This window comes from Pseudomonas abietaniphila, from assembly GCF_900100795.1.
In the GTDB taxonomy this organism is placed as follows: domain Bacteria; phylum Pseudomonadota; class Gammaproteobacteria; order Pseudomonadales; family Pseudomonadaceae; genus Aquipseudomonas; species Aquipseudomonas abietaniphila.
Map to the genome: position 1 here is coordinate 197,026 of NZ_FNCO01000006.1, position 26,186 is coordinate 223,211.

At 55.8% G+C, this 26,186-nt stretch carries 30 protein-coding genes; 7 read left to right on the top strand and 23 right to left on the bottom strand.

Annotated features, from left to right (window positions below):
• Positions 1-9: 9 nt before the first annotated feature.
• From BLS87_RS13680 to BLS87_RS13700, 5 genes are read right to left on the bottom strand one after another with little or no spacing between them, the layout of a single operon-like run.
• Positions 10-924: a PD-(D/E)XK motif protein gene (locus tag BLS87_RS13680; protein ID WP_074753022.1), complete on the bottom strand. Its 915-nt coding sequence runs from the start codon at positions 922-924 to the stop codon at positions 10-12.
• Complete coding sequence (locus BLS87_RS13685; protein WP_074753023.1) at positions 917-1,615, bottom strand: DUF6339 family protein; 699 nt, start codon at positions 1,613-1,615, stop codon at positions 917-919. The genes BLS87_RS13680 and BLS87_RS13685 overlap by 8 nt, the downstream gene beginning before the upstream one ends.
• The gene (locus BLS87_RS13690; RefSeq protein ID WP_143024373.1) at positions 1,612-2,571 is read right to left on the bottom strand and encodes a hypothetical protein; all 960 of its coding nucleotides are present in this window, start codon (positions 2,569-2,571) and stop codon (positions 1,612-1,614) included. The genes BLS87_RS13685 and BLS87_RS13690 overlap by 4 nt, the downstream gene beginning before the upstream one ends.
• On the bottom strand, positions 2,568-4,613 hold the full coding sequence (locus BLS87_RS13695) for a hypothetical protein (RefSeq protein ID WP_074753025.1): 2,046 nt from the start codon (positions 4,611-4,613) through the stop codon (positions 2,568-2,570). Before BLS87_RS13695 ends, BLS87_RS13690 begins: the two co-directional genes overlap by 4 nt.
• Positions 4,610-7,441: a Z1 domain-containing protein gene (locus BLS87_RS13700; protein WP_074753026.1), complete on the bottom strand. Its 2,832-nt coding sequence runs from the start codon at positions 7,439-7,441 to the stop codon at positions 4,610-4,612. Before BLS87_RS13700 ends, BLS87_RS13695 begins: the two co-directional genes overlap by 4 nt.
• Positions 7,442-7,829: 388 nt before the next feature.
• On the opposite strand from BLS87_RS13700, the gene BLS87_RS33740 reads away from it, so the two are divergent.
• The 3 genes from BLS87_RS33740 (at position 7,830) to BLS87_RS13710 (ending at position 9,229) form a co-directional block, all read left to right on the top strand.
• On the top strand, positions 7,830-8,075 hold the full coding sequence (locus tag BLS87_RS33740; protein ID WP_143024374.1) for a BRO-N domain-containing protein: 246 nt from the start codon (positions 7,830-7,832) through the stop codon (positions 8,073-8,075).
• Between the two features lie 204 nt (positions 8,076-8,279).
• The gene (locus BLS87_RS13705; protein ID WP_074753027.1) at positions 8,280-8,774 is read left to right on the top strand and encodes a type VI secretion system amidase effector protein Tae4; all 495 of its coding nucleotides are present in this window, start codon (positions 8,280-8,282) and stop codon (positions 8,772-8,774) included.
• Between the two features lie 65 nt (positions 8,775-8,839).
• Entirely contained in the window at positions 8,840-9,229 is a 390-nt protein-coding gene (locus BLS87_RS13710) for a type VI secretion system amidase immunity protein Tai4 (RefSeq protein WP_083370677.1), read from the top strand.
• 106 nt (positions 9,230-9,335) lie between these two features.
• Here BLS87_RS13710 and BLS87_RS13715 read toward each other — a convergent pair whose 3' ends face one another.
• Genes BLS87_RS13715 through BLS87_RS13725 form a run of 3 tightly spaced genes read right to left on the bottom strand, consistent with a single transcriptional unit; the run spans position 9,336 to position 10,232 of the window.
• Entirely contained in the window at positions 9,336-9,575 is a 240-nt protein-coding gene (locus BLS87_RS13715) for a hypothetical protein (protein ID WP_074753029.1), read from the bottom strand.
• Between the two features lie 4 nt (positions 9,576-9,579).
• Entirely contained in the window at positions 9,580-9,816 is a 237-nt protein-coding gene (locus BLS87_RS13720) for a hypothetical protein (RefSeq protein WP_143024375.1), read from the bottom strand.
• Positions 9,813-10,232: a hypothetical protein gene (locus BLS87_RS13725; RefSeq protein WP_143024376.1), complete on the bottom strand. Its 420-nt coding sequence runs from the start codon at positions 10,230-10,232 to the stop codon at positions 9,813-9,815. The genes BLS87_RS13720 and BLS87_RS13725 overlap by 4 nt, the downstream gene beginning before the upstream one ends.
• 439 nt (positions 10,233-10,671) lie before the next feature.
• Between BLS87_RS13725 and BLS87_RS13730 the strand changes: the two genes are divergently transcribed.
• Positions 10,672-11,610 carry a restriction endonuclease gene (locus BLS87_RS13730; protein ID WP_074753178.1) on the top strand — a complete coding sequence of 313 codons (939 nt, stop codon included), beginning with the start codon at positions 10,672-10,674 and terminating at the stop codon, positions 11,608-11,610.
• A gap of 1 nt (position 11,611) precedes the next feature.
• Here BLS87_RS13730 and BLS87_RS13735 read toward each other — a convergent pair whose 3' ends face one another.
• The 3 genes from BLS87_RS13735 to BLS87_RS13745 are packed head-to-tail and all read right to left on the bottom strand — an operon-like array spanning position 11,612 to position 13,733.
• A complete protein-coding gene (locus BLS87_RS13735) occupies positions 11,612-12,289 on the bottom strand; it encodes a PP2C family protein-serine/threonine phosphatase (RefSeq protein WP_074753032.1) in 678 nt (225 codons plus the stop codon).
• Positions 12,286-12,990, bottom strand: a complete 705-nt coding sequence (locus BLS87_RS13740; RefSeq protein ID WP_074753033.1) for a hypothetical protein — start codon at positions 12,988-12,990, stop codon at positions 12,286-12,288. The genes BLS87_RS13735 and BLS87_RS13740 overlap by 4 nt, the downstream gene beginning before the upstream one ends.
• Entirely contained in the window at positions 12,987-13,733 is a 747-nt protein-coding gene (locus tag BLS87_RS13745; protein ID WP_074753034.1) for a MarR family transcriptional regulator, read from the bottom strand. The genes BLS87_RS13740 and BLS87_RS13745 overlap by 4 nt, the downstream gene beginning before the upstream one ends.
• A gap of 327 nt (positions 13,734-14,060) precedes the next feature.
• Between BLS87_RS13745 and BLS87_RS13750 the strand changes: the two genes are divergently transcribed.
• Positions 14,061-14,285 carry a hypothetical protein gene (locus BLS87_RS13750; RefSeq protein WP_074753035.1) on the top strand — a complete coding sequence of 75 codons (225 nt, stop codon included), beginning with the start codon at positions 14,061-14,063 and terminating at the stop codon, positions 14,283-14,285.
• 556 nt (positions 14,286-14,841) lie between these two features.
• On the opposite strand, the gene BLS87_RS33360 is transcribed toward BLS87_RS13750, so the two are convergent.
• Complete coding sequence (locus BLS87_RS33360) at positions 14,842-15,036, bottom strand: hypothetical protein (protein WP_143024377.1); 195 nt, start codon at positions 15,034-15,036, stop codon at positions 14,842-14,844.
• A gap of 4 nt (positions 15,037-15,040) precedes the next feature.
• Here BLS87_RS33360 and BLS87_RS13760 point away from each other — a divergent pair, with 4 nt between their 5' ends.
• A complete protein-coding gene (locus BLS87_RS13760) occupies positions 15,041-15,532 on the top strand; it encodes a DcrB/PsbP domain-containing protein (protein WP_143024378.1) in 492 nt (163 codons plus the stop codon).
• Between the two features lie 56 nt (positions 15,533-15,588).
• Here the strand turns inward: BLS87_RS13760 and BLS87_RS13765 are convergent, their stop codons facing one another.
• The 3 genes from BLS87_RS13765 to BLS87_RS13775 form a co-directional block, all read right to left on the bottom strand.
• The gene (locus BLS87_RS13765) at positions 15,589-15,942 is read right to left on the bottom strand and encodes a DNA-binding protein (RefSeq protein WP_208605163.1); all 354 of its coding nucleotides are present in this window, start codon (positions 15,940-15,942) and stop codon (positions 15,589-15,591) included.
• Positions 15,943-16,016: 74 nt separating this feature from the next.
• Positions 16,017-16,613 carry a nucleotidyltransferase domain-containing protein gene (locus BLS87_RS13770; RefSeq protein WP_074753037.1) on the bottom strand — a complete coding sequence of 199 codons (597 nt, stop codon included), beginning with the start codon at positions 16,611-16,613 and terminating at the stop codon, positions 16,017-16,019.
• 71 nt (positions 16,614-16,684) lie between these two features.
• On the bottom strand, positions 16,685-17,320 hold the full coding sequence (locus tag BLS87_RS13775) for a LysE family translocator (RefSeq protein WP_074753038.1): 636 nt from the start codon (positions 17,318-17,320) through the stop codon (positions 16,685-16,687).
• A 331-nt stretch (positions 17,321-17,651) separates the two neighbouring features.
• Here BLS87_RS13775 and BLS87_RS13780 point away from each other — a divergent pair, with 331 nt between their 5' ends.
• Positions 17,652-18,731, top strand: a complete 1,080-nt coding sequence (locus BLS87_RS13780; protein ID WP_074753039.1) for a diguanylate cyclase — start codon at positions 17,652-17,654, stop codon at positions 18,729-18,731.
• A gap of 1 nt (position 18,732) precedes the next feature.
• On the opposite strand, the gene BLS87_RS13785 is transcribed toward BLS87_RS13780, so the two are convergent.
• The 8 genes from BLS87_RS13785 to BLS87_RS13815 form a co-directional block, all read right to left on the bottom strand.
• Positions 18,733-19,617 (bottom strand): hypothetical protein, encoded by an 885-nt coding sequence (locus BLS87_RS13785; RefSeq protein ID WP_074753040.1) that lies wholly within the window; start codon positions 19,615-19,617, stop codon positions 18,733-18,735.
• A gap of 57 nt (positions 19,618-19,674) precedes the next feature.
• Complete coding sequence (locus BLS87_RS33745; RefSeq protein ID WP_143024379.1) at positions 19,675-20,106, bottom strand: hypothetical protein; 432 nt, start codon at positions 20,104-20,106, stop codon at positions 19,675-19,677.
• A 109-nt stretch (positions 20,107-20,215) separates the two neighbouring features.
• The gene (locus tag BLS87_RS13790) at positions 20,216-21,427 is read right to left on the bottom strand and encodes an efflux RND transporter periplasmic adaptor subunit (RefSeq protein WP_167362061.1); all 1,212 of its coding nucleotides are present in this window, start codon (positions 21,425-21,427) and stop codon (positions 20,216-20,218) included.
• Positions 21,428-21,473: 46 nt separating this feature from the next.
• Positions 21,474-22,940 carry a TolC family protein gene (locus BLS87_RS13795; RefSeq protein WP_425262222.1) on the bottom strand — a complete coding sequence of 489 codons (1,467 nt, stop codon included), beginning with the start codon at positions 22,938-22,940 and terminating at the stop codon, positions 21,474-21,476.
• A gap of 83 nt (positions 22,941-23,023) precedes the next feature.
• Positions 23,024-23,743: a hypothetical protein gene (locus BLS87_RS13800; protein ID WP_074753042.1), complete on the bottom strand. Its 720-nt coding sequence runs from the start codon at positions 23,741-23,743 to the stop codon at positions 23,024-23,026.
• Between the two features lie 60 nt (positions 23,744-23,803).
• Entirely contained in the window at positions 23,804-25,012 is a 1,209-nt protein-coding gene (locus BLS87_RS13805) for an ABC transporter permease (protein WP_244165834.1), read from the bottom strand.
• Entirely contained in the window at positions 24,999-25,718 is a 720-nt protein-coding gene (locus BLS87_RS13810) for an ABC transporter ATP-binding protein (RefSeq protein ID WP_074753044.1), read from the bottom strand. The genes BLS87_RS13805 and BLS87_RS13810 overlap by 14 nt, the downstream gene beginning before the upstream one ends.
• Positions 25,719-25,874: 156 nt before the next feature.
• Entirely contained in the window at positions 25,875-26,141 is a 267-nt protein-coding gene (locus BLS87_RS13815) for a LuxR C-terminal-related transcriptional regulator (RefSeq protein WP_074753045.1), read from the bottom strand.
• Positions 26,142-26,186: the final 45 nt, after the last annotated feature.

The window sequence follows — 26,186 nt, forward strand, 5'->3', positions numbered from 1 at the left end:
AACCAGTTTCTATAGCCCTTGAGACGCCAAGCCAGAAAGATCAACCTTGTACTCCAACTGAACAACGCCTGCCGGCAGCGTCCCATCTACGAAACTTTCAGGTACGACTCTCGGAAAACTGCCATCAACTACATAGCATCTGGCCTCCAGCACGTTGTACTCTTCTTTCCGGGCAGAGCATCCTGCCTCCATTCCAAGCTGCTGGAGTCCGTTTTCAAGCATAGAGGCATCGATACCGAGTGTTACGAGGCGATCACAAACCAGATCGATCGACGTTCCATCATCGACAGGCTCAAACCTGAAATGAATCAATTGCAAAGGTTTGCCAGTCGAAGCGGCCAACTGAAACTGTCCGGAGATGTTGATCACTGAGCCGTACCGACTGATCGTCGATTTCACTTCATAATCACCCGTCGGAGTCTTGATATCGACCACGCCCCCGAAGGGACCACTCCATTCGACAATTGCCCCATTGATAACCAGCGCTTCTAGGGCCAACAGCTCAGCGAGCACGTCATAGCCATGCTTGTCGACCAGTGCGTTACCCAACAAGTGTCGCCACCGCTGCCACCATACCAGCGGGTCAGCCACAAGCGCTTCGCGTGTGGCAGTACCAGATACGACGGTCACCATGTGCTCGCAGATTATTCCGAACTCATTGCGCAGCCATCCCATGGATGACTCCAGTCTTAGGAAGTGTCTCTCTCGGCCCTCGACCACCCGCCTCAGCGTCCGAAGCCTAGCGCCAGCGAAGCCCTCTGAGACCTGCAATGATTCGGAGCACTCGACAGCAACTCCAAACTTGTCATCCTCCCGGAAGACCCATGCTGGATAGCCTGAAGGCATCTGCTTGATAGGTAGCATCCGACCACTCTGACCAAGGTTCGCAAAACCTCGTTGAATTTCTTTCAGCAAATCAGTCATGGTTGGCATTCCTAGCTATCGGCGGGCATCCCACGTCAGTGAATAGCGCATCGACGTATCCAGCCATACCGCCATGACACAACATAGGTTCCTTCAAAACGATCTGAGCCGTGTTGAGTTTCATGATTGCTCTGAACTGATCCTGAGAAGGCTTGCGCAACCTTCTGACCCTGAAAATCTGCCGCGTTAGGTCGATTCTGAATCCCCCCTTGCCTGGGCGTTCAACTAGTTGCACGACCGTATCTGTGGTCACATCTTCTAGTACTTTCTGGGTATTCTCCTCAGACTCCTGCCATGTCAAGTGAACAGTCCACCACAGCGCCCGTAGCCAGATTCGACTTCGCCCCACCCAGAAGCGCACTGGAGGTGCAGCTTCCCAACGGCTCTTCACTAGGTCCGGCAGAACGCGTAAGGAAAGAAAGCGCCACCAGCCATCGTCAGCTGCTGTTCGAATATCCATCCCGGCATCTCTCAAAAGCTTGTAGAGAGCGAGGCCCACTTTGATGTCGTAAACGCCAGGCCCTGACGCGTTGCTTCCTGCTGTGGAGTCATACAGCGGCACGATTCCAAGCATTTTGTTACGTAAATCCTCCATTTCCGGATTGAGTATGTCAGGGCGAAACTCGCCTTTTTTGACCATTGCGTCGAATTGGCGCTGCGAAAGTTTGAGATTCAATGTCGGGAACGTCATTCCAATGTCTCCAATTCCCGAACTCGACGATCAAGCCAGCATTGAGTGGATACGAACAACTCTGGCAGTGAGGCTGTATTCAAGCCACCCAATCTAATGAATGAACTCACGGCGTCAGCAATGCTTCCAACCCCGTCATCGGAATTCAGCACGCCCAGAAAGGTGTCGAACTGAGCCCCCATATCCTCTTTCACCTTGGATATTACTAAAGAAAGCCAAGCAGCGAACACCTGCCTCATCAAGGGCGACTGCTCTAGATTCAAGCCTCGCCGGTCACGAAGTTGATCGAAATGCGGGTGATTGTTGTTCAGTACAAGAGCAACGTAGTCGCTAGTGAATGGTTCATCCTGTGGATCGCTCCAGAATGCTTTTAACTCCCACAGTGGCCCGTTGGCACCTAGCGGCTCTTCCAGTACAGGGAAAAGCGAACCGTCGCCGTCAATAACAATTTCAATTGCTGATGCCAGCGGACCCAATCGCGCGCCTAGTTGATGCGCAAATCCGGGAACGAATGCGCCTTGATGCTGGCCCAGAAAGGCTTGGATCGATAAGAAACCGCTACCTCTGACTGTCCCAGGCTCTAGTTCGATATCTAATAAAACTGGCCCAATTTTATCTGAGGTTCTCATGGAAATAACCGGCCCAAGCGTTCTCCAGCAAGAGTCTGCGGATGTCCACTCCAGCGCAATCAACACCTCAGCATCAATTCCCGCCACACCGTCGGCGCCAAAAATAGCCTCCAAGAGCAGGGCCCGATCAGTCGAGCATTGAATCACCAAAGGGTGTTCGGCAGGGTTCCAGTCGCTATCCTTGCCTAAGGAAAATTGATCGCGACTCAACGGTAGCGCGCCCGGATCAAGGCCATCATGCGATCGAAATCCATAGCTTACTTGCGCTTCGTTTCCACGCCCCATTGGCGCATCCAGCATTCGATACAGTGGCAGGCGAGTGCTCACAACGCCGCTCCGTACTTATCTGAAATCCGTACATCAATCACCGGCCGCAACAACTTGCTCCCATCAGAATCAGCCATTCTCACGCGAAGGTCACCCTCCAGAACCAACCCCAGTTGCTCAACCGTGCCCTTAGGAAGGCTGATAACTATTCTTTCGGACGCTTCCTCGATCTTCACTGAAGCCGAGGCACTGCTGATGGTCGGTGACTGCAACTGAAATGGAAACGCGCCAAGCTTGCTTTCTGCCCATTTGGCAGGAGTGATCGGCCCAGCTTCAGAATCAACACAAAGGGTAATCTCCCTAGGTAAATCTGGCTGTACCATGCCCCATCTCAAGCGCCACTTCATGACGATGGTGGACGCTTCGTACCGTAGATCCAACACCTCCAAATCAGGAGAAGGTACCGCACTCCCCCTAGAGGCCGAGCCAACCGTTGAACGCCGAGATGCCTTGCCAAAGCGCCCATCACCACCAAACCCACGGTTGGGCAGCACAAGCTCGGCAAGTTTGCGCGACATCCGCATTGAAGGCTTGACAGTGATACTTGGCTGCGGTGGCACCCCGAACTCCTTCAAAGCCCTGCCGCACTGGGCACGAATCTTCTCAACAACTCTCCCACCGCTTATGTCCACCCAAGCGGCATGATCCGCACGCTCACAACTCCTCAAATATCCTTCGAGGCTCTGCACGGTCGAGCGTAATCCCCGAGCTTCCGATGGCTGAAGTTCCTGACTAGACTCCGGAAGAAACAGGGCCACAACATATCGGCCATCTACAAAGCCGGCAAACCCGCCAGCCCAGCCTCGCGAATCTATACTGTCCTCCCAGCAGATATTCATTCCTGGAGAGCGCATGAATGTCACGATCGGTCGATGGGGCGCAGCGCTGTCAACTTTGCCAAATATGCAGAGTTCCGGGTTAGGTGCGTTATCTGGGGCATCCATATGCAACTGGCTCGGAGTGATTGCCACGGCACGGAGTTCACCTGCCGAGCCATTGCCGACAAACTCATTACGTAACTGGATGGATCTGCAGAGCACGTCGTCATCTTTGACGCCCCTAGTTGCCAAGTAATCCCCAGCCTTAGGCACTTCCCCTACTGCCCGGTCGTACAAGCACTGACTCACTCGGAAGATCGGCAACATGTCCTCGCAGGCTATTTCCTTACCGTTAACCGATGCTTGCAGATACCTCCCTCCAGCGAAGAACGGGTTATCCAGCCGCGCGCTGAACCAGCGCTGGATCGCGACATTGACGTAATCTTCGTAACTACTGAACCACCACGGTGCGCGGGCGCTATCTTCATCGAATATTGGTAGAAGGTTGTCCTTGAGCAACGGGATTATAATTGCCGTTCCGGTTGAGCCACCTGTAAATGGCTGAGCACCCAATGCAGCGAGGATTTCATGAATGCGCTCGGGCGCCGTGATTGCTTGCTGGCAATCGCTTGCCCCCCACCAAGCGATGCCGGTCTGAGTCTTGAGCTGCAAGCGGTCGGGACGGCTTTCGTCTTCCACCAGTGAACCCACCAGCCGCTCTTCATATCCTTCAGCCGTCTTGATCCGACTGTAGTAAATGACCAGGCCAGCCCCCATACGGAAGTAACAGGTTTTCCCCAGCCCCCAAGAACCGCCAGCGCCATCGTCCGAGCGCGTTCGGCCGATCTCGAACACAAGCTTCAGGAAGTTGCCATGTTGGCCATTGGCTCCAACGCTATCGAAAGTCATCGGCCCCGTTAAACCCTCGGTCCCGGAATCGCGAATCTCAAGAAGCTTCGGAGTACGCGGATAGCGCTTCGAAAGCATTTGCAAGTTCAGTCCTTCACCAAACGTGGATGCAATAGCCTCAAGCGGATGTTCGCGAATGTGGAAATCTACCGAGACCGCGCTCCCCTTGTTACCGTTGCGCCCTGCATCGAGCGCATTCTGAACGGATTCGCGTACCAGAAGGTCCAGCAACGGTGTTTCTTCGTTCTGCAACGCGCGAAGTAGGAATGCACCGGATTCCTGCATGGGTTGGAGTGGCAGGCTGTAATAATTCATGGGTTAATCAAGCCTACCGTTTCTTCAAGACTCTCTTCCGCCCCTGAAAAGGTTTCCGGGACATGGACCGTCACGTGAGTGACGTAGTGTTTCTGCTTACCATGTGAGCCCGGCAGATAAAGGCTCAAGCCTACGATGTCTGCCTTCGCTTTGAGCGGTGCTCTTGCTCTACGTGGTGCTGCGGCAACTTTGGGTTCACGCGGTTTACTGTCCTTATCGATCAGATAAATCAGCAGTTGAGGTATTGTCCCAACCTCACCATCGCGACGAAGCCTCGCCACCGCTTCATTACTAAATCCTGCCTTAGGAATATCATCCTCTCCAAGTCCCCGAGCGTCCGCGAGTAGATCTCTCGGATCTCTCAGCGCACCGATTGAAACTCCCTCATCAGAACGTCTATCACCCAATCGGCTACGGTTGACTCGACCAACCGCCTTATCTGAAATCTCCCAGCGGTTGTCTGGCTTCGGCGCGCTGCCCGCCACTACCACGTTCCATTTCATGTAGCCGGCGTTCTGAGCGTGCTCACCAAGCCATTTCAGAAATGCTTCCATGTCTGAGAAGAACTGGTTTCCAGCATGAAATGACATGCTGGCGAGATAATCCGCAATCTGGTCAACATCAACATTTCGCCAGACAAGGCTATTAGCCCCCTTCATCTCGGACGGCTCGAGGTTGGCTCCTGCCGAACCGAGAAACTTCTCCGTCGAAGCTAAGTTGGCGCCAAGCACCTCAAACGCATCGTCGCCGTCATGGAAAACGGTTGTTTGCCGGCTGATACCTGAGAAATCGAATTCCGCCTTGATCGCTTGCTGCATCTTGTTCGCGCCTGTCGGACGAATCCAGGCAAGCCTCGAATGCACTCGGACGCGAGGCCCGAACTCTTCGGGCCTCGCGCCGCCATACATGAAACGCTGGAGATCGTCACGAAGCTCCTCTTCAGCCACTGTCATGAATTCGTACTTTTCCCTCGTGTCATCAGACATCCAGATGCGAGGTAACAATTCATAGCCTTTGCGGTAACCAAACCAGCGTCCCATTTGCATCAGGGAATCTGCTTGCGCGGAGCCACGCAGAAAAAAGGTGCTGACTAGATTTTCTATCGTCAATCCACGAGAAAGCGTCCCGCCACCAATGACGATGAAGGCAGTGCAGAAATCCAATTGTTGCTGTGAATCGGGATAGAACAGCCGACGAACTTCGTTCTCATTAGTCACCCCGTTATTCGCACAGTTGTCGACGCACACGTGAATACCGCGGTGATACCTGCGCTCAAATTGTTCGTCCAGCTGGATAGCCGTCACCGTGTCGAGAAGCGTGCGTATTTCTGCGAAAAAACTCTCGAAGGCAGGCAGCTCATGGAGCTCTGACAACCGCCCATACTTGGGGAAACGCTCGGAAAACTGCGCGACGTTCAGATCTGATGAAATCTTGTCCCACACAGGCTTCAAAGTAGCTATCAGTTGGTCATCTCTCAACTGTGCCCACGCCTCAAGCGCTGCCTGGACCGCGTCGCTCATGGCTTCGTGGTGAAGCTGCCTTGCACTCGTATGGATTAACATACTCACAGGCTTCGCTGCTCCAGATAAACGCATAACAGCAACGCAGCACAGGTACCAGATTAAGCTTTCCCTTAACGCGTGGGGGAGTGCGAGCGCTTCACCGCTGTGAAGACTGCCAACCTGCTCCAGGTCTTGGTCCGAGACCTCACGAATGATACCCAGAGGCTCCATCTCATTTTCTGGATAACCGAAAATCTGCACAGGCCCGAAATGTTCGTCTGCTTGCGGCAGGGCAGCGATGAAATCACTTGGATACAGGGTATCTCCTGGTCCTTCATTGAGAAAGTTAGCGGCAGGTGTGGCGGTGAAGGCGACATAGTTAACACTTTGCAGCGGCAACTTGGTCAACTGGAGAATAAGGCCGTTGATGACCGTACGTTCTGCCGTTGAAACGTCATTAGAGTTGATCCCTGCCTGATCAGCCTCATCGTCAATCACCACGAGCCGCATCTGTGCCATCCCAAGCTTATGCGCCTCGACCCAAGCGATCAGATGTCTCAGGCGAGCAGGATTTTTCAAACAAACAACAAGATGCCGGTCTCTGCGGCCAGCATCAAACTGCATGTCCTGGGCTCGCGCTCCGTAGGGGCTGTTCCGCGACGGATGCTCAATCGACTTCCAACTGAGATTACCGTCATGCTGAAACAAGTCGCCAATCAAGCGCCTGCTGGTTTGTACTCGTAGGTTTTCGAGGGTTCCAGTGAGCACTACGAACAGGTTCCAGCGGTAATCGGCTGCCATGGAAATCAGGCCAGCCATATTGGCTGTCTTGCCGGACTGAACATGCCCGACCACAAGCCCTTTTACGGCTGATCGGTCTTTTGTGTTCTGGCGAAGATGCTTGAGGATCCGCAACGCTGAAGCTTGAATATTGTCGACTGAAGCTTCCTTCCAGCCTTGCGCGACAAGATGCTTTCTGTATAGCTGCCAAGCACTGCGCGTGTCCTGCGGTACAGCCAATCCCGGATCAGCCTCTTCAGGACCGACAACGATCAATGGCCTGCCAGCAGCGACAGAGTGTTGTTCCGCTCGTTCCTTATGACGAACGATCTCTTTCCACCGCTCGAAACGCTCTTCCGGGCTTTCGCCAAGCGATGGCCAGTCAGACATTTCCTCTTGTGAGACGAGCCACTCATTAGCCGTTTCGAGTGATTCTCCTTTTCGGCCAAGCATGGCTACAAATTCCCAACTCCTACCTTGCGCACGCCATTCATCAATAAAAGCGCGGCATTTGTCATACGCTGGGTCAATGCTGTAATCAACCATTAGTATCCCTACTGTTCGGAGAAAGACTCGGAGCAGGAAATGAAAAAATCCAAGTCAGGGATGGAAATAGTGGCATAGCGCTGGCAACCTTGCAAAAAACCATTATCAGGCTTCTGCGACTTATAGCCTTGCGGCCTTGCCACATAACCCTACTTTCCCAAGCGCCTAAGAAACGCAGACAAAAAAGTACAAAGCAGCGGCAGTTGTGTTCCCGACAGATGCAGTATTTTAGGCCTACGTCCTCCGGCTGCGCTTCCCAAAATCTCAGCTAATTCGGGAGTAGTCTAATAGACCGGTGAGGGGAATGCGTCCCGCTCGTTTACTACTTTGGGGTTTCTTAGCTTCCGAAACCCTTAGCCATGAAAGGTCATCAAGAAGATATACGGACATGGACAAGTCCGCCTCTCCCACCCCTTTCCACCGCCAACCGTCCCCTACGCACTTTCCTCCTGGATTCCGGAGTCTGATTCTGCCCCGTGATCTTGGCCGGCTCATGGGCTGGCTGCTGAACGAGCGCACAACGCGCAAGCTGGATGCGGATCAGCATATGGTGGTGACGCTGGTCGATGGGCAGGGTGAGGAAGAGGCATTGGTGATGAGCGAATCGGCGGTGTATGCGCTGATGAAGGGATAGCGCCAGAATCGATCAGCCCTTGTTTGAGCTTTTTGCAGTTTGCTCTCTCGCTGCAACGTCGTGTTAGCGCTCAAACCACGATTATGTAGGAATGATGCTTGGCTATAGGTAGGGCGAATCCGGATTTTTTTGAAGACGGTTGGGCATTCAAAAACGCTGGTAGGGTCGCGACTTTCAAGTCAAAACCCAAATCAAGGATGTGGAATGAACCGGCCGCTATTCAGTTTCGCTTGGTCTGCTTCGCAGCGCATATACGATCCTTCTAATTCCGGCGCCAAGGTTGCCAAAATCATTGGGGGCTTCGTTGAGAAAAACATCAACAACCCTGACCCGGCGCAGCGCTGGAGCAATACCTGCGCTGTTCGTATGAGCTACATATTCAATGAGGCTGGGCTGGTCATTCCCGCTATTGCCGGGCAAACCGTCTCTGGCGCGGACAAACGACAGTATTTTTTCCGCGTTAGAAACCTGATTACCTTTTTGCGTCAACGATGGGGTGAGCCGGACGTTGTGCAGTATCCGCCTTCGGGAGAGTTCTCCGGTAGGAGAGGCGTGATCCTTTTTGAGGTTTCGGGCTGGTCTGATGCGCAAGGCCATGCGACGTTGTTCGATGGAGGTCGATGCTACGACCAGTGCTACTTCAACTCACCCGAATCGCACTACCGGACTGATCGAGCCAATTTCTGGAGTTTGCCGTGAATTTGCACTTATCTCCCTCTCTCGCCTTTTCAAGCGCTTTCGTATTTTTGTCGCTTTGCTGCTCGATGGCAGGCGCAGTTGATTCTCCACAAGCTGGCGCCCGTACCAACGCGCAGAACTTCAAAGACATGGTGCTGGCCACTTGCGTAGCGAATGCCTACAAAGGCGACAAACCTGCAGCCACTGATGCGGGGAGCAGCGTCAGTGCGTTACGGGATTGGACTGAGTACGACCTGGAGAAGGCGCCTGATGAGATCAAGCGCTTGGTGGATGAGTATCTGGCGAAGGACTATCAGAATCCGTTGGTTGAGGCGGAAATCAAGGGCGTTCGTTTCGATCTGTTGAAGTGCCTGGATCTGTATCACAGCGATGAGTTGGACAGCCAGGTCGAGCGCTTGGTTATTGATCCCGTGAAGACCTACCGGCAAGACAGCCCATCGTCTGCGCAGCCCTAGCCCATTCGCTGAGTGTGGCGGAACATTGGTCGGTGTTATGGCAGTCCGTCGGGCTGTGCCGGGGTGCGAGAGCAACGCAAGCCTACGGGCAGTCCCTTCTTATGCCCTACCAGTAATAGTCTTTGTATTTTTCACAGTTGAAGAACAGTTCGAGACCTATAACCCACGCGACGACAAAGCCCCAGATGAAGAAGTCGTCGATGTGTGTGTCGAGGGTGAAGGTTGCTGTGGCACCGACGATGATGAGGGCGAGGCCAGTCCATTTGCGGGGGCGTTTGTGTATGAGTTTGCGGTTGAGCACGAAGTAGGCGGTGTAGGAGAGGAATATCCCCAAGATGAAGAGCATGGGATCAGTCCTCTTCCTTCGTGAATTGATCGCGGGCAGAGAACAGGCTGTAGCCAGAATTGAACAGCATTAGAAGCGCTGCGAACAGTTCGTGACTTTTATCGAAGAGCTTGAAAAAGGCAATAACGCCGGTGGTCAGCATCATCAACCCCAACCACTTCCGCCAGAATCTCGGTTTGAGTTTGTAGATGAGCGCTAGGCTGATGGTCATACCCAGACCAACGATCATGGGCACTGTCACTGAGCGCCTCCTGTGTTTTTGATGAGCATGGTCCGCGATGAATGCTGTTGGCCGATACCGCCTTCCACCCATGCTTGAACCGCGACGATGACGTCACCGGCGTGTCGCGTATCGAGCGCAAACTTAAGAGAAAATCCCGACGCAGCTCCGGTCGCTTTCCTCTGCCAGGGCTTCAGTACCGGAAATGCCTTTCCTATGATGCCGGCTGTCGCGAGCGCTAAAGCGTCGTTCTGATCATTGAACAATTGCGCTTGATCCCGCGTTAATGGCCTCGATACTGCGACGACCATTTCACACGGCCGCTTTTGCGCGAGCATGCGGTCGTAGGTTTCGGTGATGAAGTCTTGGACTCGCCAGTAGTCGCATCCAGCGTCGCAGAAGTGCAGCGTTCGAAGTGCCAGGCGGTCTTCGGGCATGACGGTGAATCGTGTGACGGAGAAGTACACGCCGAAGTGGCCGCGGTAGTGAGTCCTTTCCTGTTTCACTGAATGCGTTCCGGGATGTAGGCGGACGCGGAGTTTGCGCGAGGAATCGGCGTTCAGGAATGTGGGTTGGGATGAAACAGACAAGACCTACCAGAAGCACGGATGAGTCCTACGAACGCCGAAATCAAAGCTTTTGGAAACACCCTGATCATTCTCGCTCTGGAGAGCTGAGCGTAACCTTCTCTCTGCGCTACGGATCGTCCCCACGCTCAGGGGTGAGGCGGCTTAAAGACTTTTCGTTTGCGTCCGACTTATTTGGGGTATCGAGATTACGATCGCTGCCGTCGGCAAGCCGGACTGCTACGGCGTGGATTTTGCGGCATATGTTGACTTACTTTTCCCCTCACGGATTACGAAACAGACCACGGACATGGCTAAGAAAACCTCTGCTCTTGAAGGCTTCATCTACCTCGCCAGCAAGCTCCCTTGGTGGGTTTGTCTTGCCCTCGCAATTGCATCGGGGCTTTATCTGCATTCGGTCGCCAGCACACCGATGCCGACCACGGTCGATGTGCGGCATATGGATACGGTACTGACGACGTCGGCGTTTCGGGGAATGGCGACGTTTGGACAGTTCTTTGTGCCGCTGATCTTTATCGGCGGCGCGGTTGCTTCGATCTTCAAGCGCCGAAAACGCCGACATCTTCTGGATTCAGTCACCACGCCCGGAGGCAATACGCTGCTGAGCATCAGCTGGCATGACTTTGAACTGCTGGTCGGTGAGGCGTTGCGGCGCCGGGGTTATGCCGTGCAGGAAACGGGTGCTAACGGGCCAGATGGCGGTATGGATCTGATTGCACGAAAGGACGGCGAGACGTACCTGGTGCAGTGCAAGCAGTGGCGTTCGGTGCAGGTGGGTGTGCCGGTGGTGCGTGAGTTGTATGGGGCGATGGCGGCTGAGGGCGCTGTCGGCGGTTTCGTGGTGACCAGTGGGACGTTTACCCAACCGGCGCGGGCGTTTGCGTCGGGGCGCAATGTGCAGTTGGTGGATGGCGCGGTGTTAAGGCAGTGGATTGCGGAGATGAAGAAACCGGGTCCGCGGCCGACGGTTGAGGTGGTTGCAGAGCGGGTTGAGCAGCCAGTGGTTGCGCCGGATATTAAAGCCCCCGTGGTGAAAGATAGGGTTCCGCAGGCAGTGCCTGAGGTGAAGGTTGAGCCCAAGGCGCCGGCCTGCCCGTTCTGTAAAAAACCGATGGTGACGAAGCTGGCACGAACTGGGAAGAACGCTGGCGGGAATTTCTGGGGCTGCGTGGATTATCCGAAGTGTCGGGGGATTCGGCCGATTTTTGCGGCGATGAAGGTGCGGTGAATCAACTGTGCAGTCTCAGGTCGATCCAGGTCAGGTCATCTTCCGCCCCCGGAGACTCTGATTCAGGGAAGGCCAGTAAAGTTGCCTGATGGACGTCGCTCAACTCCGCCCAGAAACCATCTGTGGCCAGAATAATCCTGGCATCGGGCTCGTTCTGTTGGCTCATGGTGTCCGGCTCGGGCTTTCTACCAACGCGCAAGCTTCGAGTCAGACGATGCCGCCCGCGATCTGACGCTATATCGCTGTGTGTTCGGTTCCGCCGCCAGTTCGCCATGCAATGTGGAGAATTCAGCCATTCAATTTGCCCTCCGGCTCGCACAAGACCCGCGCAGCAGTCGCCCTCATACGCGAGCGTCAGCACCTCATTTTCAATGAGTGCTACTAGATAACTTGCCGAACCTTGGCACGGGTCGGTGAATAACTCAGCATGTGTGTCATTCAGCATCGTTTCGAGGTATTGGGCGGCCGTTTCGAGGGTGGCGCCTTCGCTATGTGCGCGCCCTTTTTCATAATGAGCGATGACATGGCGCACAAATGCCTCGGCCAATAGCGTGCTGTGGGGCCTCGAAGTGCCATCAGCAATGACGAACAACCCTGTGGAGCCTTCATACGAAGCACCTACATGGTCACTGGTCACTTCGCATTTGCGTCCCTGGATGGAGCGTGTGAAGTGGATCATGAGAGGTCAGCCAGCGCCTTGAAGCGGTCGAAGATCAATTTCCCGCGCCCAGGGTTGGCTCTTACCGAACTTGAACTCTCGATGGCATACGACGCCGTTTTCAGCCCCACTAATTCGAGCATTCCCTGAGCGATATACGACCGCAGCTCGGGCTCCGCCAGCCTGACCTCATTCAGCAACTCTTCACGCCCGTCCACCAAAACTAGAATGTCCTCGAAGTCCTTGTGATACGCGGTTCCGCACCCTCGCCCTCTGAACGCTTCCAGCTTCGTCGCCAGGAAATAGGTTGGCTTGAAGATCTGAATCCTGTGTCCGCCTGGAAGCTGAAATTGCTCAGCTTGCGCCAAGCCATCCACGAACCACCGATTCGCATAGCCCAATATTTCAGGAATCGATGGCATGACATCGACGATCAGCTCGTGGAATCGGAATCTGCAGGTGTAATCGCTGTCTTCCCGGGTGATCTTGAAGCCCTTGGTCGCCAGCCGCTCGGTGAGAGCCTTCCAGTCCGCTATCCCCGCGAGTTCGATCACCAGATCGACGTCTTCGGTATAACGGATGTCATCCAGTACGGCATCATCCGTGCAAAGCAGCCATGTCGTGGCCCCACCCACGAAAGCAACTTCCTTAAGAAGCTCCTCCCCCAAACCGTCCGCCACGTGGCCGAGCATGTCGAAATTGTGATTCGCCGCCTCGCTCATATCCTCATCCCTGCTTTCAATAGTTTGACTGCTACGGCCGTTTCCCTCGGCCCGCCGAGTCGAATAGCATCAACCAGAGCCAGATAGTGATACAAGGTTCGATCCTGTTTCACCGCATGAGCGACGGTTTTGTAAAGAGGCTCGACGGCCTGTCCTTTTTCTTTTCCGTGAGGATCCGGCCAGACGATGATCTGATTACCGGCACTTTTCAGGTGTTTCGTGAGTACAGGCGAGGCAAAACCCGTCGGAATGCCTCTCGTCAATGCGCCCGGTTTCACAGGGAAAAAGTATTTCAGTGCGTATTCGGTGATATTAAGCAGCTCATCCCGATTCACCTTGGGCAAGGAGGTCTGGTAGTCGCTCGTCAACAACCCAGCCGTGCGGCAACGGTTGATCGAATTTGAAATCTCGCTTTTGCTGATCCCTAGTGAATCTGACAGAGACCTGAGGGAATAGCTGTCGGACCAGCGCTCAGGTACAGGCGAAACCTGCTCATCGTTCCCCTCCCATCCTGTCCATTCGGCCGATACAGCCTCCCCTAGACGGTTGATGGTGCTAACAAGATCTTCCGGCTCCGCTGAAACAGCCGTAAACCGAGAGCCCGTTGTGAAGCGACGATCCAGTAAATCAATCTCCGAAAGATTGCCGAAAAGGCTGTTCCCCCCAGGCCCTTCCGGTCTCATCTCCTCCTGCGCATGGAGGCTCGCCATTTTGAACAGAAGCAATACGTCCTGGCCCTTCATATTGACCGACCTCCAGAGTGTCCACATTCCATGAAACGTGGACACATGACGCTTGGTTTTTTTAGCCTTGTCAAGGAAGGATCTGAGCGAACTGCCGCGGAGCTGTTCGACGCACGAGCCTGCCACCAGGAAGCTCAACCTGTACTCAGCATTCTAGAAAGCAATCAAAAGCAGACAGGATGAATCTGCACGGTTAATTAATTCCCACCTCTGTACATAACATTTTCGCTAACCAATATTTACCCGGGTTTCATTTGATCCGTGAGGCCATGGTTCTTAAAGTGGCCTCACCTAATCGAACTTGCACGAGCAAGAAGGTTTATTCAGATGTTCAAATCCATTGGTATTGCCAGCGCTCTTATTGTTTCTTTGTTCTTAACGGCACCTTTTGCAATGGCGGAAGAGTCGCCAGCGTTTGTTGCCCGTAATGATGTGATTCATGCAAACCTGGAGCAGTACGAGGAAGCCCTCACCGCCCAGGCGAGGGAACAGAGCAGGAATCAGCAAGCCTCAACCTATAACCCTCAAGCGGAGAATGCCAAGCACACCTGACCTGTACGCCGTTTCAGCCTCTGTCCGTTTCACGTTGTTGTTTCATCCAGTTCCGCGTTGCTCCCGACGTGGGGTCTCAAAGCTCCAAACTTCAGCCGCTGTCCCCAGCGGCTTTTTTTTGAGCGCGAGAAAGTTGAAACAGTATGAGAAGTAATGAGCGCTTCTCTATCAAGCCACTGTCATTCACCAATACAGTCTGCGAGGAATAGTTAACAGTGAACGACTCTTTCAGACACAGCGCGTTATTCATTGCGATGGCGGCAACGCTGTCGACGACAGCGCCGAACCTGAACAAGGGCAACCTGTAAGGCGTCCGGCGAAACCAACCGTCACCGAGATGCACGGCGTCTGAATGTTGGACATGAACCTATCTACGGCTTCTCTGCGTCAGGCAAAATGCCGACCCTCTGTAGGAATTGGCTTTTAACGAGGTAGGAATGCGCTCGCTCAATCTGAAAACTGTCGTGGTCAGTGGTGTTCTGGCTCTGTGCCTGGGCATGACCGGTGCGCAGGCGGCGACTGACACTGCGCAGCCCGCCACCTCGACCAAAACCACTCAGTCGTCCAAGACCTCGAAGACCTCAACCCCTTCGAAGACCGCCAAAACCTCGAAGACGTCCACAACGTCAAAAACCGCCAAAAGCTCAAAGACATCAAAAACCTCAAAGACGACCAAGACCTCCGCGACCTCCAAGACGTCCAAAACCTCGAAGACATCGAAGACGTCGAAGTCCGCCAAGACCGTGCCCAAGCCCGTGCCCGCGCCATCCGCGACGCAGCAGGTCACGATGCTTGGCGGCAAGTACGTTTTCGCCCTGCCGAAAGATTACGTCGAAGGGCCGATGGAAGAGATTGACGACAAGGCCCGCGCCGCTGGCGTCACCGGTTCGCTGTACATGAACAAACCTGAGAAACGCGTGGTGATCGTGACCGAAACACCGTTGCCGGATGGGCAGAACGCTCCGTCCAACGACTCCCAGACCCTGGACAACATCATCGCGGAGACCCTCGTCCAGCAGCAGTCCAGCTACAAGGACTTCAGCAAGCTGGGCGAGAAAAAGATCGTCCGCCAAGGCCTCGATCTGCGCCAGCTCGACATTTCCGGCAGCGTTGAAGGCGGCAAGGTGCTGAGCACCACCATTGCCGCGATCTCAGGCAATCGCACTGCCGTGGTTAACGTGATTTCGCTGGAAAAAGACGTCAAATCGCATGAAGCGCTGGTGAACAGCTTGACGGGCGGCAGGTGAGGGTTGCTGCTTTTTTGGCAGCGATTGCAGCCTTAAAAGCAGCGTAAAATCGAGCGTTATTGGTTACTTTTCATCCAGACCGTTATGTCATTCATGAGGGCTCGGGCCTGGTCTAGAGCGTCTTGCGCCATCGATTCGCTTACGGGATCGCCGGAGTAATCGCTGAGATTGCGCTGTTTACGCAGCCCATCCAGGGTAATCATCCGAGTCCTCTCCAAACCAATCGTCAACGGTAATGTCTGGATCATCGTCTGGTGATGCCCGGGTTTGCTGGTTAATGTGCGAAAGCCGTTCGCCTGCAATACAGCGTTGGCGGCTTGCATGATCGACTTGTACGCCATGTCGAACCGCCCCTCAGAACTCATTCCCGGAAGCTGCGCGTCTTCAAGACTTCTCTTCGCGACCGCCATGAGTCGCTCTACATTTCCAACATCTTTGGGAATGCTTTCCAAGCCCTGCCAAGCAGGTTATCCAGTGTCATTGCTCACTCCATGTGATGGGTCAGATTGTCCTCCGAACCTATGACGAACATCTTAGGCTTGGCCATCAGATCGCGCACGAAGCCACCTTGCTCTGTTAACAATTGGAACCACTCTTGCTGTTGGTACTGCTTTGGATTGATCTCCCGTCCCACGCGGTCCTGCAATGAATACAGGTGCGTCACCAGCTCGCTAAAACCGACGTTGCCGATGACCATCAGATCAATATCACTTTCGGAGGTCGCTCTGCCGTTCGCCATCGAGCCGAACACGAATGCGCAGGCAATTCGATCTGACAACGGAGCGAGCGCTTGAGCCAGTGCTTCGACCACCCCGTCGGTCTTGAGCAAGATGCTGACGAGCTCGGGGAAAATAGGGCATTGCCGGTTCGCCCGATACTGCACCTGGTTGCCGACACGCTCCTTTAGCAGCACCCCCACCTCTACCATTTTGGTCAGCTCGCGACTCAGCGTTCCGGACAGGGTGTCAGTCAGTCGTGCAATTTCTCGCAGGTGATATTGCGTTTCAGGGTGCAGCAATAGCAGTGCCAGCACTTTTCTGCGGTACTCAGAGAACAGAAATGTAGACAGCACGTTAATCACCTGACTGCTGCTTTAAAGGCAGCAATTGAAGCCTTAAAAGCATCACTTTTCAAGCTTGGCACCCACGCCCCTCACCTACGCCCCTCCACCGCCATCCGTACTGCAAATCCAAACAACACCGTTCCCATCAGATAGCGCTGAACGTTGGCCCAAGTCGGCTTGGTGGAGAGGAAGACTGCGATCGAGCCTGCGGCCATGGCGACCATCGCGTTCACGGTCAGGCTGACGCCGATCTGCGCGCTGCCCAGCACCAGCGACTGGCTGAGGACGCTGGTGCCGTTGCCGACCGTGATGAACTGCGGCAGCAGTGACAGGTAGAGCACCGCGACTTTCGGGTTGAACAGGTTGGTCATCAAGCCCATGAGGAACAGTTGTTTGGGGCTGTCCTGCGGCAGGTTTTTGACCTGAAAAGGCGAGCGGCCGCCCGGTTTGACGGCTTGCCAGGCGAGGTAGAGCAGGTACAGGGCGCCCGCGATGCGCAAGGTGTCGTAGGCGTAGGGCACGGCCATGACCAGGCCGGTGATGCCGAATGCGGCGCAGAGCATATAGAAGATGAAACCGATGCCGACGCCGCCAAGGGAGATCAGACCGGCCTTGCGACCTTGTGAGATGGATCGCGAAATCACGTAAATCATGTTCGGCCCCGGTGTCAGGACCATTCCGAGTGAGATGAGGGCAAAGGCAACGAGGTTGGCGAGTTCTGGCATGAGGAGGTCCGGCGGCAGGTTCGGAGAGCCGGCGAACGGCGCTCGGCGGGTCGCGCCATTGCATCGCACCACCGGCAGCCATAAAAGACACAGATCACGGAAAAATCGACCCTGACAGATGAGCTGCCCGGTGGTGTACCCACCAATACCGACTACGCTTGGCGCATTCGACTGGGCGCTCGGGGCTGAACAGAGCGACAGCCGGTGTCGATTATTTGGTTAATAGTGGCAAATGGCTCTTCCCAGCATCCAGCAGGCAAGCGACACTCTGAATCGTTGGTGTGGCCGATGTTTCAGTCGGGATGCGGCGTCATGAACCCGGTGAAGAGCTATGAACACCTCACGTCATAAAGGTCTCTCGTTTGCTCGGCGAATGTACGTGCCGCGCACGGTCGGGCTGGGCATCGGCTTCTTCACGGTCGCCGCCGCGCTGTACCCTTCACACCCACCTGCGTGGGTATGGGTCGCGCTGGTTCTGCACGGATACGGCTGGTCACACATGGCGTACCTGCTGGCCAAACACTCAAAAAAGCCCTACGCGGCCGAGCGCCGTAACCTTATTTACGATTCGCTGTTAGGCGGATTCTGGGCCGGGGCAATGGGCCTCAATCCCTTGCCTACGGTCACGGCGCTGTCGATGCTGGCGATGAATAACATTGCGGCGGGCGGCCCACGATTGTTTCTGGTTGGCTGCGGGGCGCAAATAGCCGGCGCGCTGGTGGGCTGGTTCATGCTCCTGCCGGCACTGTTTCCGGCGATCACCCAAGTGCAGGTGTACGCCTGCCTGCCGATGCTGGTGATTTACCCGATGGCGATCGGCCTGGTCTGCTATCGCGTGGCGGTGCAATTGTCCAAAAGCAAGAAAGCACTGGAAAAGCTCAGCACCACAGACAGCCTGACCGGCCTCATGAACCACGGCGCATGGAAAGACCTGCTGACCGTCGAGTTCAACAACTGCCAGACCCTGAACCGGCAGAACAGCGTGGCGCTGATCGACATCGATCATTTCAAGACCATCAACGACACGTACGGCCACATCATCGGCGACAACGTGCTCAAACAACTGAGCGGCGTCCTTACCGCCGGCCTGCGCGAAACCGATCTGGCGGGTCGCTACGGGGGCGACGAATTCTGCGTGATCCTCCCCGACACCACACTGGCCCAGGCAACCGATATTCTCGAACGCTTGCGGCGCACGGTCCACGAGCACACCCACTCAGCCCTCCCCGACCTGAAGCTCAGCCTGAGTATCGGCATCGCGCCCTACGCCTCGCACCTCACCGACGCGGGCATGTGGCTGCATGAAGCCGACATGGCGCTGTACGACGCCAAGAGCACCGGGCGAAACCGAGTGACCTCGGCCAAGCCCGGTGTGAGGGCGTGTGAGACATTGAGTCCGGAGCTTGAGTGAGTCAGCATCGGAGACGAGCGATCATGTCAAAGAGTGTAGGGATACCGCTTTTTTGCAGGTACTTCTGAATGACTTGTCGCAAAGTGGTTGATAGATCCTGAGGGATGTTTACGTAGCCTAACGGGTCCGGCTTTTGGGAGGCTTTACCAATATCCGTTTTTGATCCATTCGCGATTCGCCTGGATGTACAAATGTCGTACACCTCCTTGGAAACATGCTTGATGTAATTTTTCTCGCCGCGCTGAAAATGAGAAAAGCGATTGCCTAAGTCAGTGACCGTCGCGCCCACGTCCGAAAATCGGTTCACGACCTGCTCAAGAAAATCGAAGTTGAGGGTGCTCATCGGACTATAAGCAACATCGAGCGCAAATCGCAAAAAGCCTTTGTCAAACCCCGTACTTTTGATGCCTTCTCCGGCCATGATGCGGTTCGCCGTGGCAGCGGCCTTCTCATTGAACGTGTAAGTCACTTCATGCCCCTCCATGTCGAATCGCATAAGGGGTCGTTGAGGCAAAACTTCTTTTCCATTATCGGCTCGGCGGTAATGGGCAATCCCCCCAGCAAGATCATCGACGTACGCGAGATCGATACCTTCGCCCTGTGCAAACTCATAGACACTGCCCAGAAGCTCTCGATCACCTTGAGTCAGAAAGTACGTGGGAAACATCGAATCCAGCCCAGGCGCATAGTGGACAACCGCAGGTTCAAGAACATGCCCCTCAAACAGCCGCGCCATAACGAAGGCTTTGCCGCTGATGGAGACAGGAGACGCCGGTGCTGCCCCGGAGCTCGTTGCTTCCGGAGTAGGTCTGGAAGTGCTGAGCCGCTCCTTATTCGATACGGGTAGAGGTACGGCGGGATTTTGTTCCGATGTGGAAATGCGCATAACGACTCCCTGAAAAAACGAGTGCCCGTCCTCGCACTCCGAGGACGGGCTATTCGATTAATAACTAATATTAAATCGCACCGTATCCTGCCCAGAGGGCTGACTATTTCGGGCGCTTCCTGCGGTGGTAGTGTGTCGAATATTTACACCAGCACCTGGATAGAAAGACTCGTCATTAAAGTCGTAACTAACGCCATAAGAGTTAGGGGCAATAGGAACACATCGAGTGCCTGCCCCATAAGTACGGAAGCACAGTTCTACAGCTTCACCAATGCTTCGCGGATAACCTGTGGTACTCCATTCAATCGAATCAATTTTAGCGATGGTCTGGCCCTGCATATCCCGAGAGCCGATAGTATAAACAGAAAGGCCCGTCCCTCCTGGTAGCACGATTCTATTGGGTGTATCAACTTTAGTGACGGACGCCTGGCCTGCCATCCCCGACACCGACACGAACAACAATGCAAACGGCAATAACTTTTTATTCATGAATAATTTCCAAAATTTTTATTTTACAGGCAAAGGAAACCCTTTAAGCGAAGCTCAATAAAAAACTCCAAGCCTATTTATTACGGGTGAAAAACTTCCACGCGAATAACTAATTCATACTCACCTCCCTTCTTACAAAACCGGCTTCCAAGCCAAACACTTCAACGCCTTGTGCGGTCGTTTTGCCCAAGGTGACGGAACGACGCACACCGGGTTGATCTAAAGCAGGTCGATGAAACACATAGTGCTTGCCGCCCTCTTCGCCGATTGCATCAGCAGGCAGCACCACGGCGTCGGGGTTCTGGTAGCTGAGAATCGACAGGCGGGCGCTCATACCCAAACGCAATCCAGAGGCGCTTGGCGGCTCATGCGCCGCCATCGCGACGGTGACGTGATAGGACGCGCCATCGCCGTGCAGGTCGGAGCCGACAGCGTGTGCGCCGACCGAGCTGATGGTGCCGCGCAACGCGCCTTCAAAGCCGTCACCGCTGATATCGACAGCCATGCCCTCCCGCAGCTGGTTGATGTCCATCTCATCGACTTTGGCGATCACGCTCAGGTGTTCGACGCTGGCAATGCCGAACAATGCCTGCCCTTGGTTCAAGCGCACGCCGGGTTCGACCGGCTTGTCAGCACTGCCCGAAGGGCCTTGCGGCAGGCGCACGATGATGCCTGCGAACGGTGCCCGAACTTCGCCACGCTGCGCCAAAACCAGCAATGACTCATGGCGCGCACGAGCGTTGGCCAGTTGCATGTCGGCGATTTGTCGATGCTCGCCTTGCCCGCGCTTGCTTGTCTGGAGCAACTCGGCCTGAGCGGCCTTCACATCGAGACGCTGGGTGTTCAACTGCTGCTCGAGACTGTCGACCTCCATCCGCGGGACGATGCCTTGCTCCAGCAATCCCTGGGTTTCGACAAGCTTGCGTCGGGTGTCGGCCAGCCCCAGCTGGCTGCTGCTCAATGCCCTGCGCGCTCGCGCCATTTCCTCTCCATCAGCCCAGTTTACAAGCGCATTCACTGCGCTTTCGGCTTTGAGACGTTCGGCCAACGCGTCGCGAATCTGCATGCCCAGCAGGTCGGTGTTGAGTCTGAGCAGCAATTGCCCCCTGGCCACTCGTTGGTCGTCGGAAAACAGTTTTTCCTCGACGGTCCCCTCGAAGGGCGCGCTCAGGGTGATCGATGAAGCGGGCACAATTCGCCCGATCAGGCCGATCCTGTGTTCGAGCGGTGCCGCCACGACCGGCAGCCAGCCGCGATCCGAAGCAGGTTCAGAGGACGTGGTCAATCCCGTGAACGCAACGGCGCCGAACATAAGGATCATCAGGGGGATCCCAATGAAAAACACCCCGGACCTGAAACGAGACCGATCAGTCATTGAGGGCGATCTCCCAGCTGTCCAGCGTCGTGCCCAGGCGTTCATCCAACTGAGTCTGTGCATTGAGGTAGGCGATCAGCGCGTTGAGCACAGCATTCTCCGAGCGCCGCAAATCCTCTTCGAAACTGAGCACCTGGAAGTTGCTGGTGCGACCGGCCTGCAGCTTCTGTTGCTCCACGGCCAGTTTCCGCTGTGACAGGCTGCGGCTGCGCAAGGCGATCTCGTACTGCCGCCAGTGTGCCTGCAAGGTACGGATAGCATCGCCAACCTCACGCTCCAGCGATTGCTGTGCTTCAGCGTGCAGAAGGTCCTGACTGTCCACCGCGACCTGAGCGCTGACCAGCCGTTGACGCTGCCCGGGATCGCCGATAGGAACCTCAAGCTGCACCCCGGCATAGGTGCTCCAGCGTCGGTCGACGCCGCGTTTCGCGTCGGAGGACCAGGCATCACGAGCCTGCTCCGCGCCTGCGACCAGTGAGAGATCCCACAACTGCTGGCTTTTTGCGACCAGCAGATCGACCTCTGCGAGCTCTAGCGCAATACGCTGTTGAAGGAAGCCGGGCTGCCGCTGGCGCGCGATCTCGAGCGCCTGATCCCGGTCGATCTCGACAGAGGTGGCGGTCAGCTCTTCGCTGGCACGCAGTGGCGTTGAAAGATCGAGCGCCAGCAATTGCAATAAAGCCCGGCGGCTGGACGCCAGATGATGAGCAGCCTGCTCCGCGTTGAGCTCCTGATACGCAAGGTCCGCTTCGTTCTGAAGACGGTCCACACGCGCCATGCGCCCTGCTGCAATCAGTGCATCGTTGACCTTCAATTGCTCGCGGGATCGCCCAAGTGCATCGCTGACGATACGCAATTGCTCCTGCGCCTTGAGCAACTCGCGGTAAGCGGAAACGATCTGCGTGACGCTTTGCGCCACAGACGCCTGTAAGCCAAGCCGATGGCTGTGCTCGCTTAACCGGGCTCGACGCCGAGGCGCAGTGACGACGTCGTGCCCGGCGTTTCTCAACAATGGCTGAATGACTTCGAACGTCAATCCGCGTTGCTGTTTGTGACCGCCTTTTTGCGCCTGATTGAAACGCTGCGCCCAAGACAAGCTGAACATCGTGCCCCATTCGTTGTTCAGCGTGACCTTGGGCGCTACGCTCAGTTCACGCCCACGGTCATGGGAGCTCCGCTGCTCGCGGTGCTGGCTGCCCAGCACCAGCCTGGGCGAGAAAAACGCCTCCGCCACCTGTAAGTCGAATTTCTGCGCCACACGTTGCAGATAAGAACGACGAATGTCCCGGTTGCGGCGCAAGCCCAGCGCCACTGCATCGGCAAGGCTCACGTTCACACTCGTTGCCTGCGCTGCACGCGGCATTGAAGGCTGATGGGCCATGGTCGGCCGACTAGCCGCCGACAGCGGCGCGGTATCACCTCGTGCCTGTCCCACGGCCACTGCATTCATCAACACCATCAACGGTGCAGCGCATCCCAGCCAGCGCACCGAGCGAGGATGACGGACTGCGGACGATCCGGATGACTTGCCAGCCATCGTGTTCACAGCAATGGGTCTATCGGGCTTTGTATCTGCTTGAGGAGATCGAGTGGCGTGACCGTTTCAAGCAGCGTCACCAGGCTTTCCTCAAGCTTCAGTGGACCGTACAGCCCCTCTTCACGCTCCAGGTGAGCCAACTGTACCTCTCGGTAAGCACCGGGATAGATGCTCTGTTCAATGGGCAGCAGACGATCGAAATGCTCCAGCAACCCTTGAAAAACAATGCGCCGCTCCACCACGCCGCGCGTGGTCGCGATCAGTTTTATAAAGAACTCTGAATCACCCTGGCGCATGGCTTCATAGGCTGCGTATCGCTCGACGAGCGTGTAGGCACCCGACTCATCGAAAATGACGCAGCAAAGCGCTTCGCGTGTACGCCCGTTGAACGGGTTGTGCGCTGCAACACGGCGGTTGCTCTGGGCAAGCGCAAAGGCAACGGCGAGCTCAGCCTCTTGCCGCCGCCGTGCGCTGCCGAGACGAGTCAGGTCATCCAGTGAAGGCGCCTGCCGCCCCAACCGCTCGATTTCGGCGCAAAACGTGGCAAACAACCCTTGCGGGCCGAACCACTTTCGATGGATGGCTTGAAGCTGATCCCTGGACATTGCGCCTTGGCGGTCCAGCAATCGCCGGAAATCACGGGTTAATTCCCTATTACCCTGTTCTTGCGCATGTCGCGGCGTGTCTTTCGCCCTGTCGCCTTGAATTGAGCTGTATGCAGTCATTTTTATCGTTCCTTGTTGTTTTCAATTTATTGTTTGGGCATCACTGCACCGAACGGTCCATTAGTCATCCCGAAGCGCGGTAGCTGGAGAAAGGCGCGCAGCCACCACGGCGGGGTAGCTGCCAAAAAACAGTCCGATCAGCAGCGAACTGCCAACGCCCAGCAACAGCGCGTCGAAGGACAGGCTCAAAGGCCAGCCACTGCACCGGGAGAAGCCCCACGCGACGACGCTGCCCAAGAGCGCGCCTGACAAGGCGCCCACCACGGAAAGATGCGAGGCTTCCAGCAAAAACAGGGCGCGAATATCGCGAGGACGGGCGCCTAGCGCCATGCGCACGCCAATCTCTCGCCGACGCTCACGAACACTCATCAGCATCACGTTCATCACCCCGACACCCGCAACGATGAGGGAGATGCCCCCCAACCCCGCCAGTAACCAGGCAAAGGTTTGCGCCTGATGCTTGAGGCTTTCAATCAGTTGTCGAGGGATCTGCACCGCCACGTCACGACCGCCCAGTTGCGCGCTCAGGCGCGCTTCAAGGGAATCCGCCACCGATTGCAGGTCTGCCTGTGGCGACGCCCTGGCCACGACATTGCCGATGCGAGCCGTTGACGACAGCCGCCTCATGCCAGGTGCCGGAATAAACACCGACGAATCCACGGACACCGGGATCAGGGGGTTATGGGGTTTGGGCGCCAGCACACCGATGACCTGATATTGGTAATCACCCATCGTCAGCAGGTCCCCCGGATGCGCTGCACGGCCTGAAACGGTGAGGGATTTCGCAACCTCTGCGCCCAGCACAACGACCAACGCGTGGCCGTCCATCGGCGAAAGGAAACGTCCGGAAGCAGGATGCAGGTCGATGATCATCGCCAGCGCGGCCGTGGTCCCGATCACTGAAGCGTCGTAACGGACACCCTGACGACCGATACGTGTGCCGTACTGACTGACCGAAGTAATGTGCATGAGATGCGGAACCGAATGCATCAATGCCGGCGTGTCCACGGTTTGGGGCAACAACATTTTGCGCCCGGAAAAACCAGGAAAATTCGCCACCAGCGTCTCCGTGCCCATGCCCTTGAACGTGCGCATCGTGTCCTCGGAGGCGCTTCGTCCGATGTCCAGCAGTGCGACCACAGAAGCACTGCCTACAACGATTCCCAGCAACGCCAGCCAGGACCGCTGCCCCATCGAGCGCAAATTTTCCAACGACTCGGCCCAGTGCATCCGCCACCTGCGGCACGCCGCGAACTCAAGCGGTGACATGCTCGACACGCTCTTGAAGCCGACCCTCGGTGACCTCGATCCTACGGGCAAAACGCTGCACCAGGCTCGCATCATGGGTGACCATGACCAGTGTGACCCGATGGTGATGGTTGAGCCCCAGCAACAGCTCGAGAATGTCGTTGGCGCAATGCTGGTCGAGATTGCCGGTGGGCTCGTCGGCCAGAATCAACGTCGGTTTTCCGACCAGTGCCCTGGCAATCGCCACGCGCTGGCGCTGGCCGCCCGACAGGTCGGCGGGCCGGTGTTGTGCACGATGAGCCAAACCCACCGCCTGCAAGTGTTCTGCAGCCAGCGCCCGCGCCGCGTCACGGGTGTGATTGCGGTAAAGAAGCGGTAACGCGACGTTGTCCAACGCGCTCAATCGCGGCAATAAATTAAAGGACTGGAAAATGAACCCCAGGTAACGATTGCGCCACTGCGCAAGGCTGTCTGCGGAGGCGGTCATGACATCGTGGCCGAAAAACTCAACCTGCCCACCTGCCGGACGCTCGAGCAGCCCCAGGATATTCAGCAGCGTGCTTTTGCCTGACCCGGATGCGCCGACCACTGCACAGGTGTCGCCCCGGTGGAGGGTAAAGTCGACCGAGTCGAGACCACACACGGCCGAAGCACGCTGAGCGTAATGCTGATGGACGCCTCTCAATTTAAACAAAGCCGATAAACAATCACCCGACACTTCACCCATAGCCACTCCCTGGCACCCGCCTCGTAAAACGCATTATTAATATTCGATCAACTACTTTTCACACACGCACAGAGTCACTCCCGAAAAACCATTCCCGAGGCACAATCCATTCTCACAAAAACGAAAAACTCAGAGCGCTTATTATGCGCATATCAATCAGCGATACAATCCGTCAAATGTAGGGGGTGTGGGTGTTTTTTTCTTACGGGATGACGCGACGTGTAATGCCAAGAGTTGTGCGCGATTCTTTACCTCGTTCTTCTTCAAAAGCGCCGACACATGGTCGCGAGCCGTGTAATCGCTGATGCCCAGCTGCTGGGCGATGTCCTTGTTGGTGTAGCCCAATAACACCAGTTGCAGCACCTCACACTCCCGTGGTGTGGCCCGGGTTAATCGTTTCCGCTTGCGCTCTTGTCCCAGCATTGCCGTGTACCGACCTCGATTAGTTATCTGCCGTGGCTTAAACAA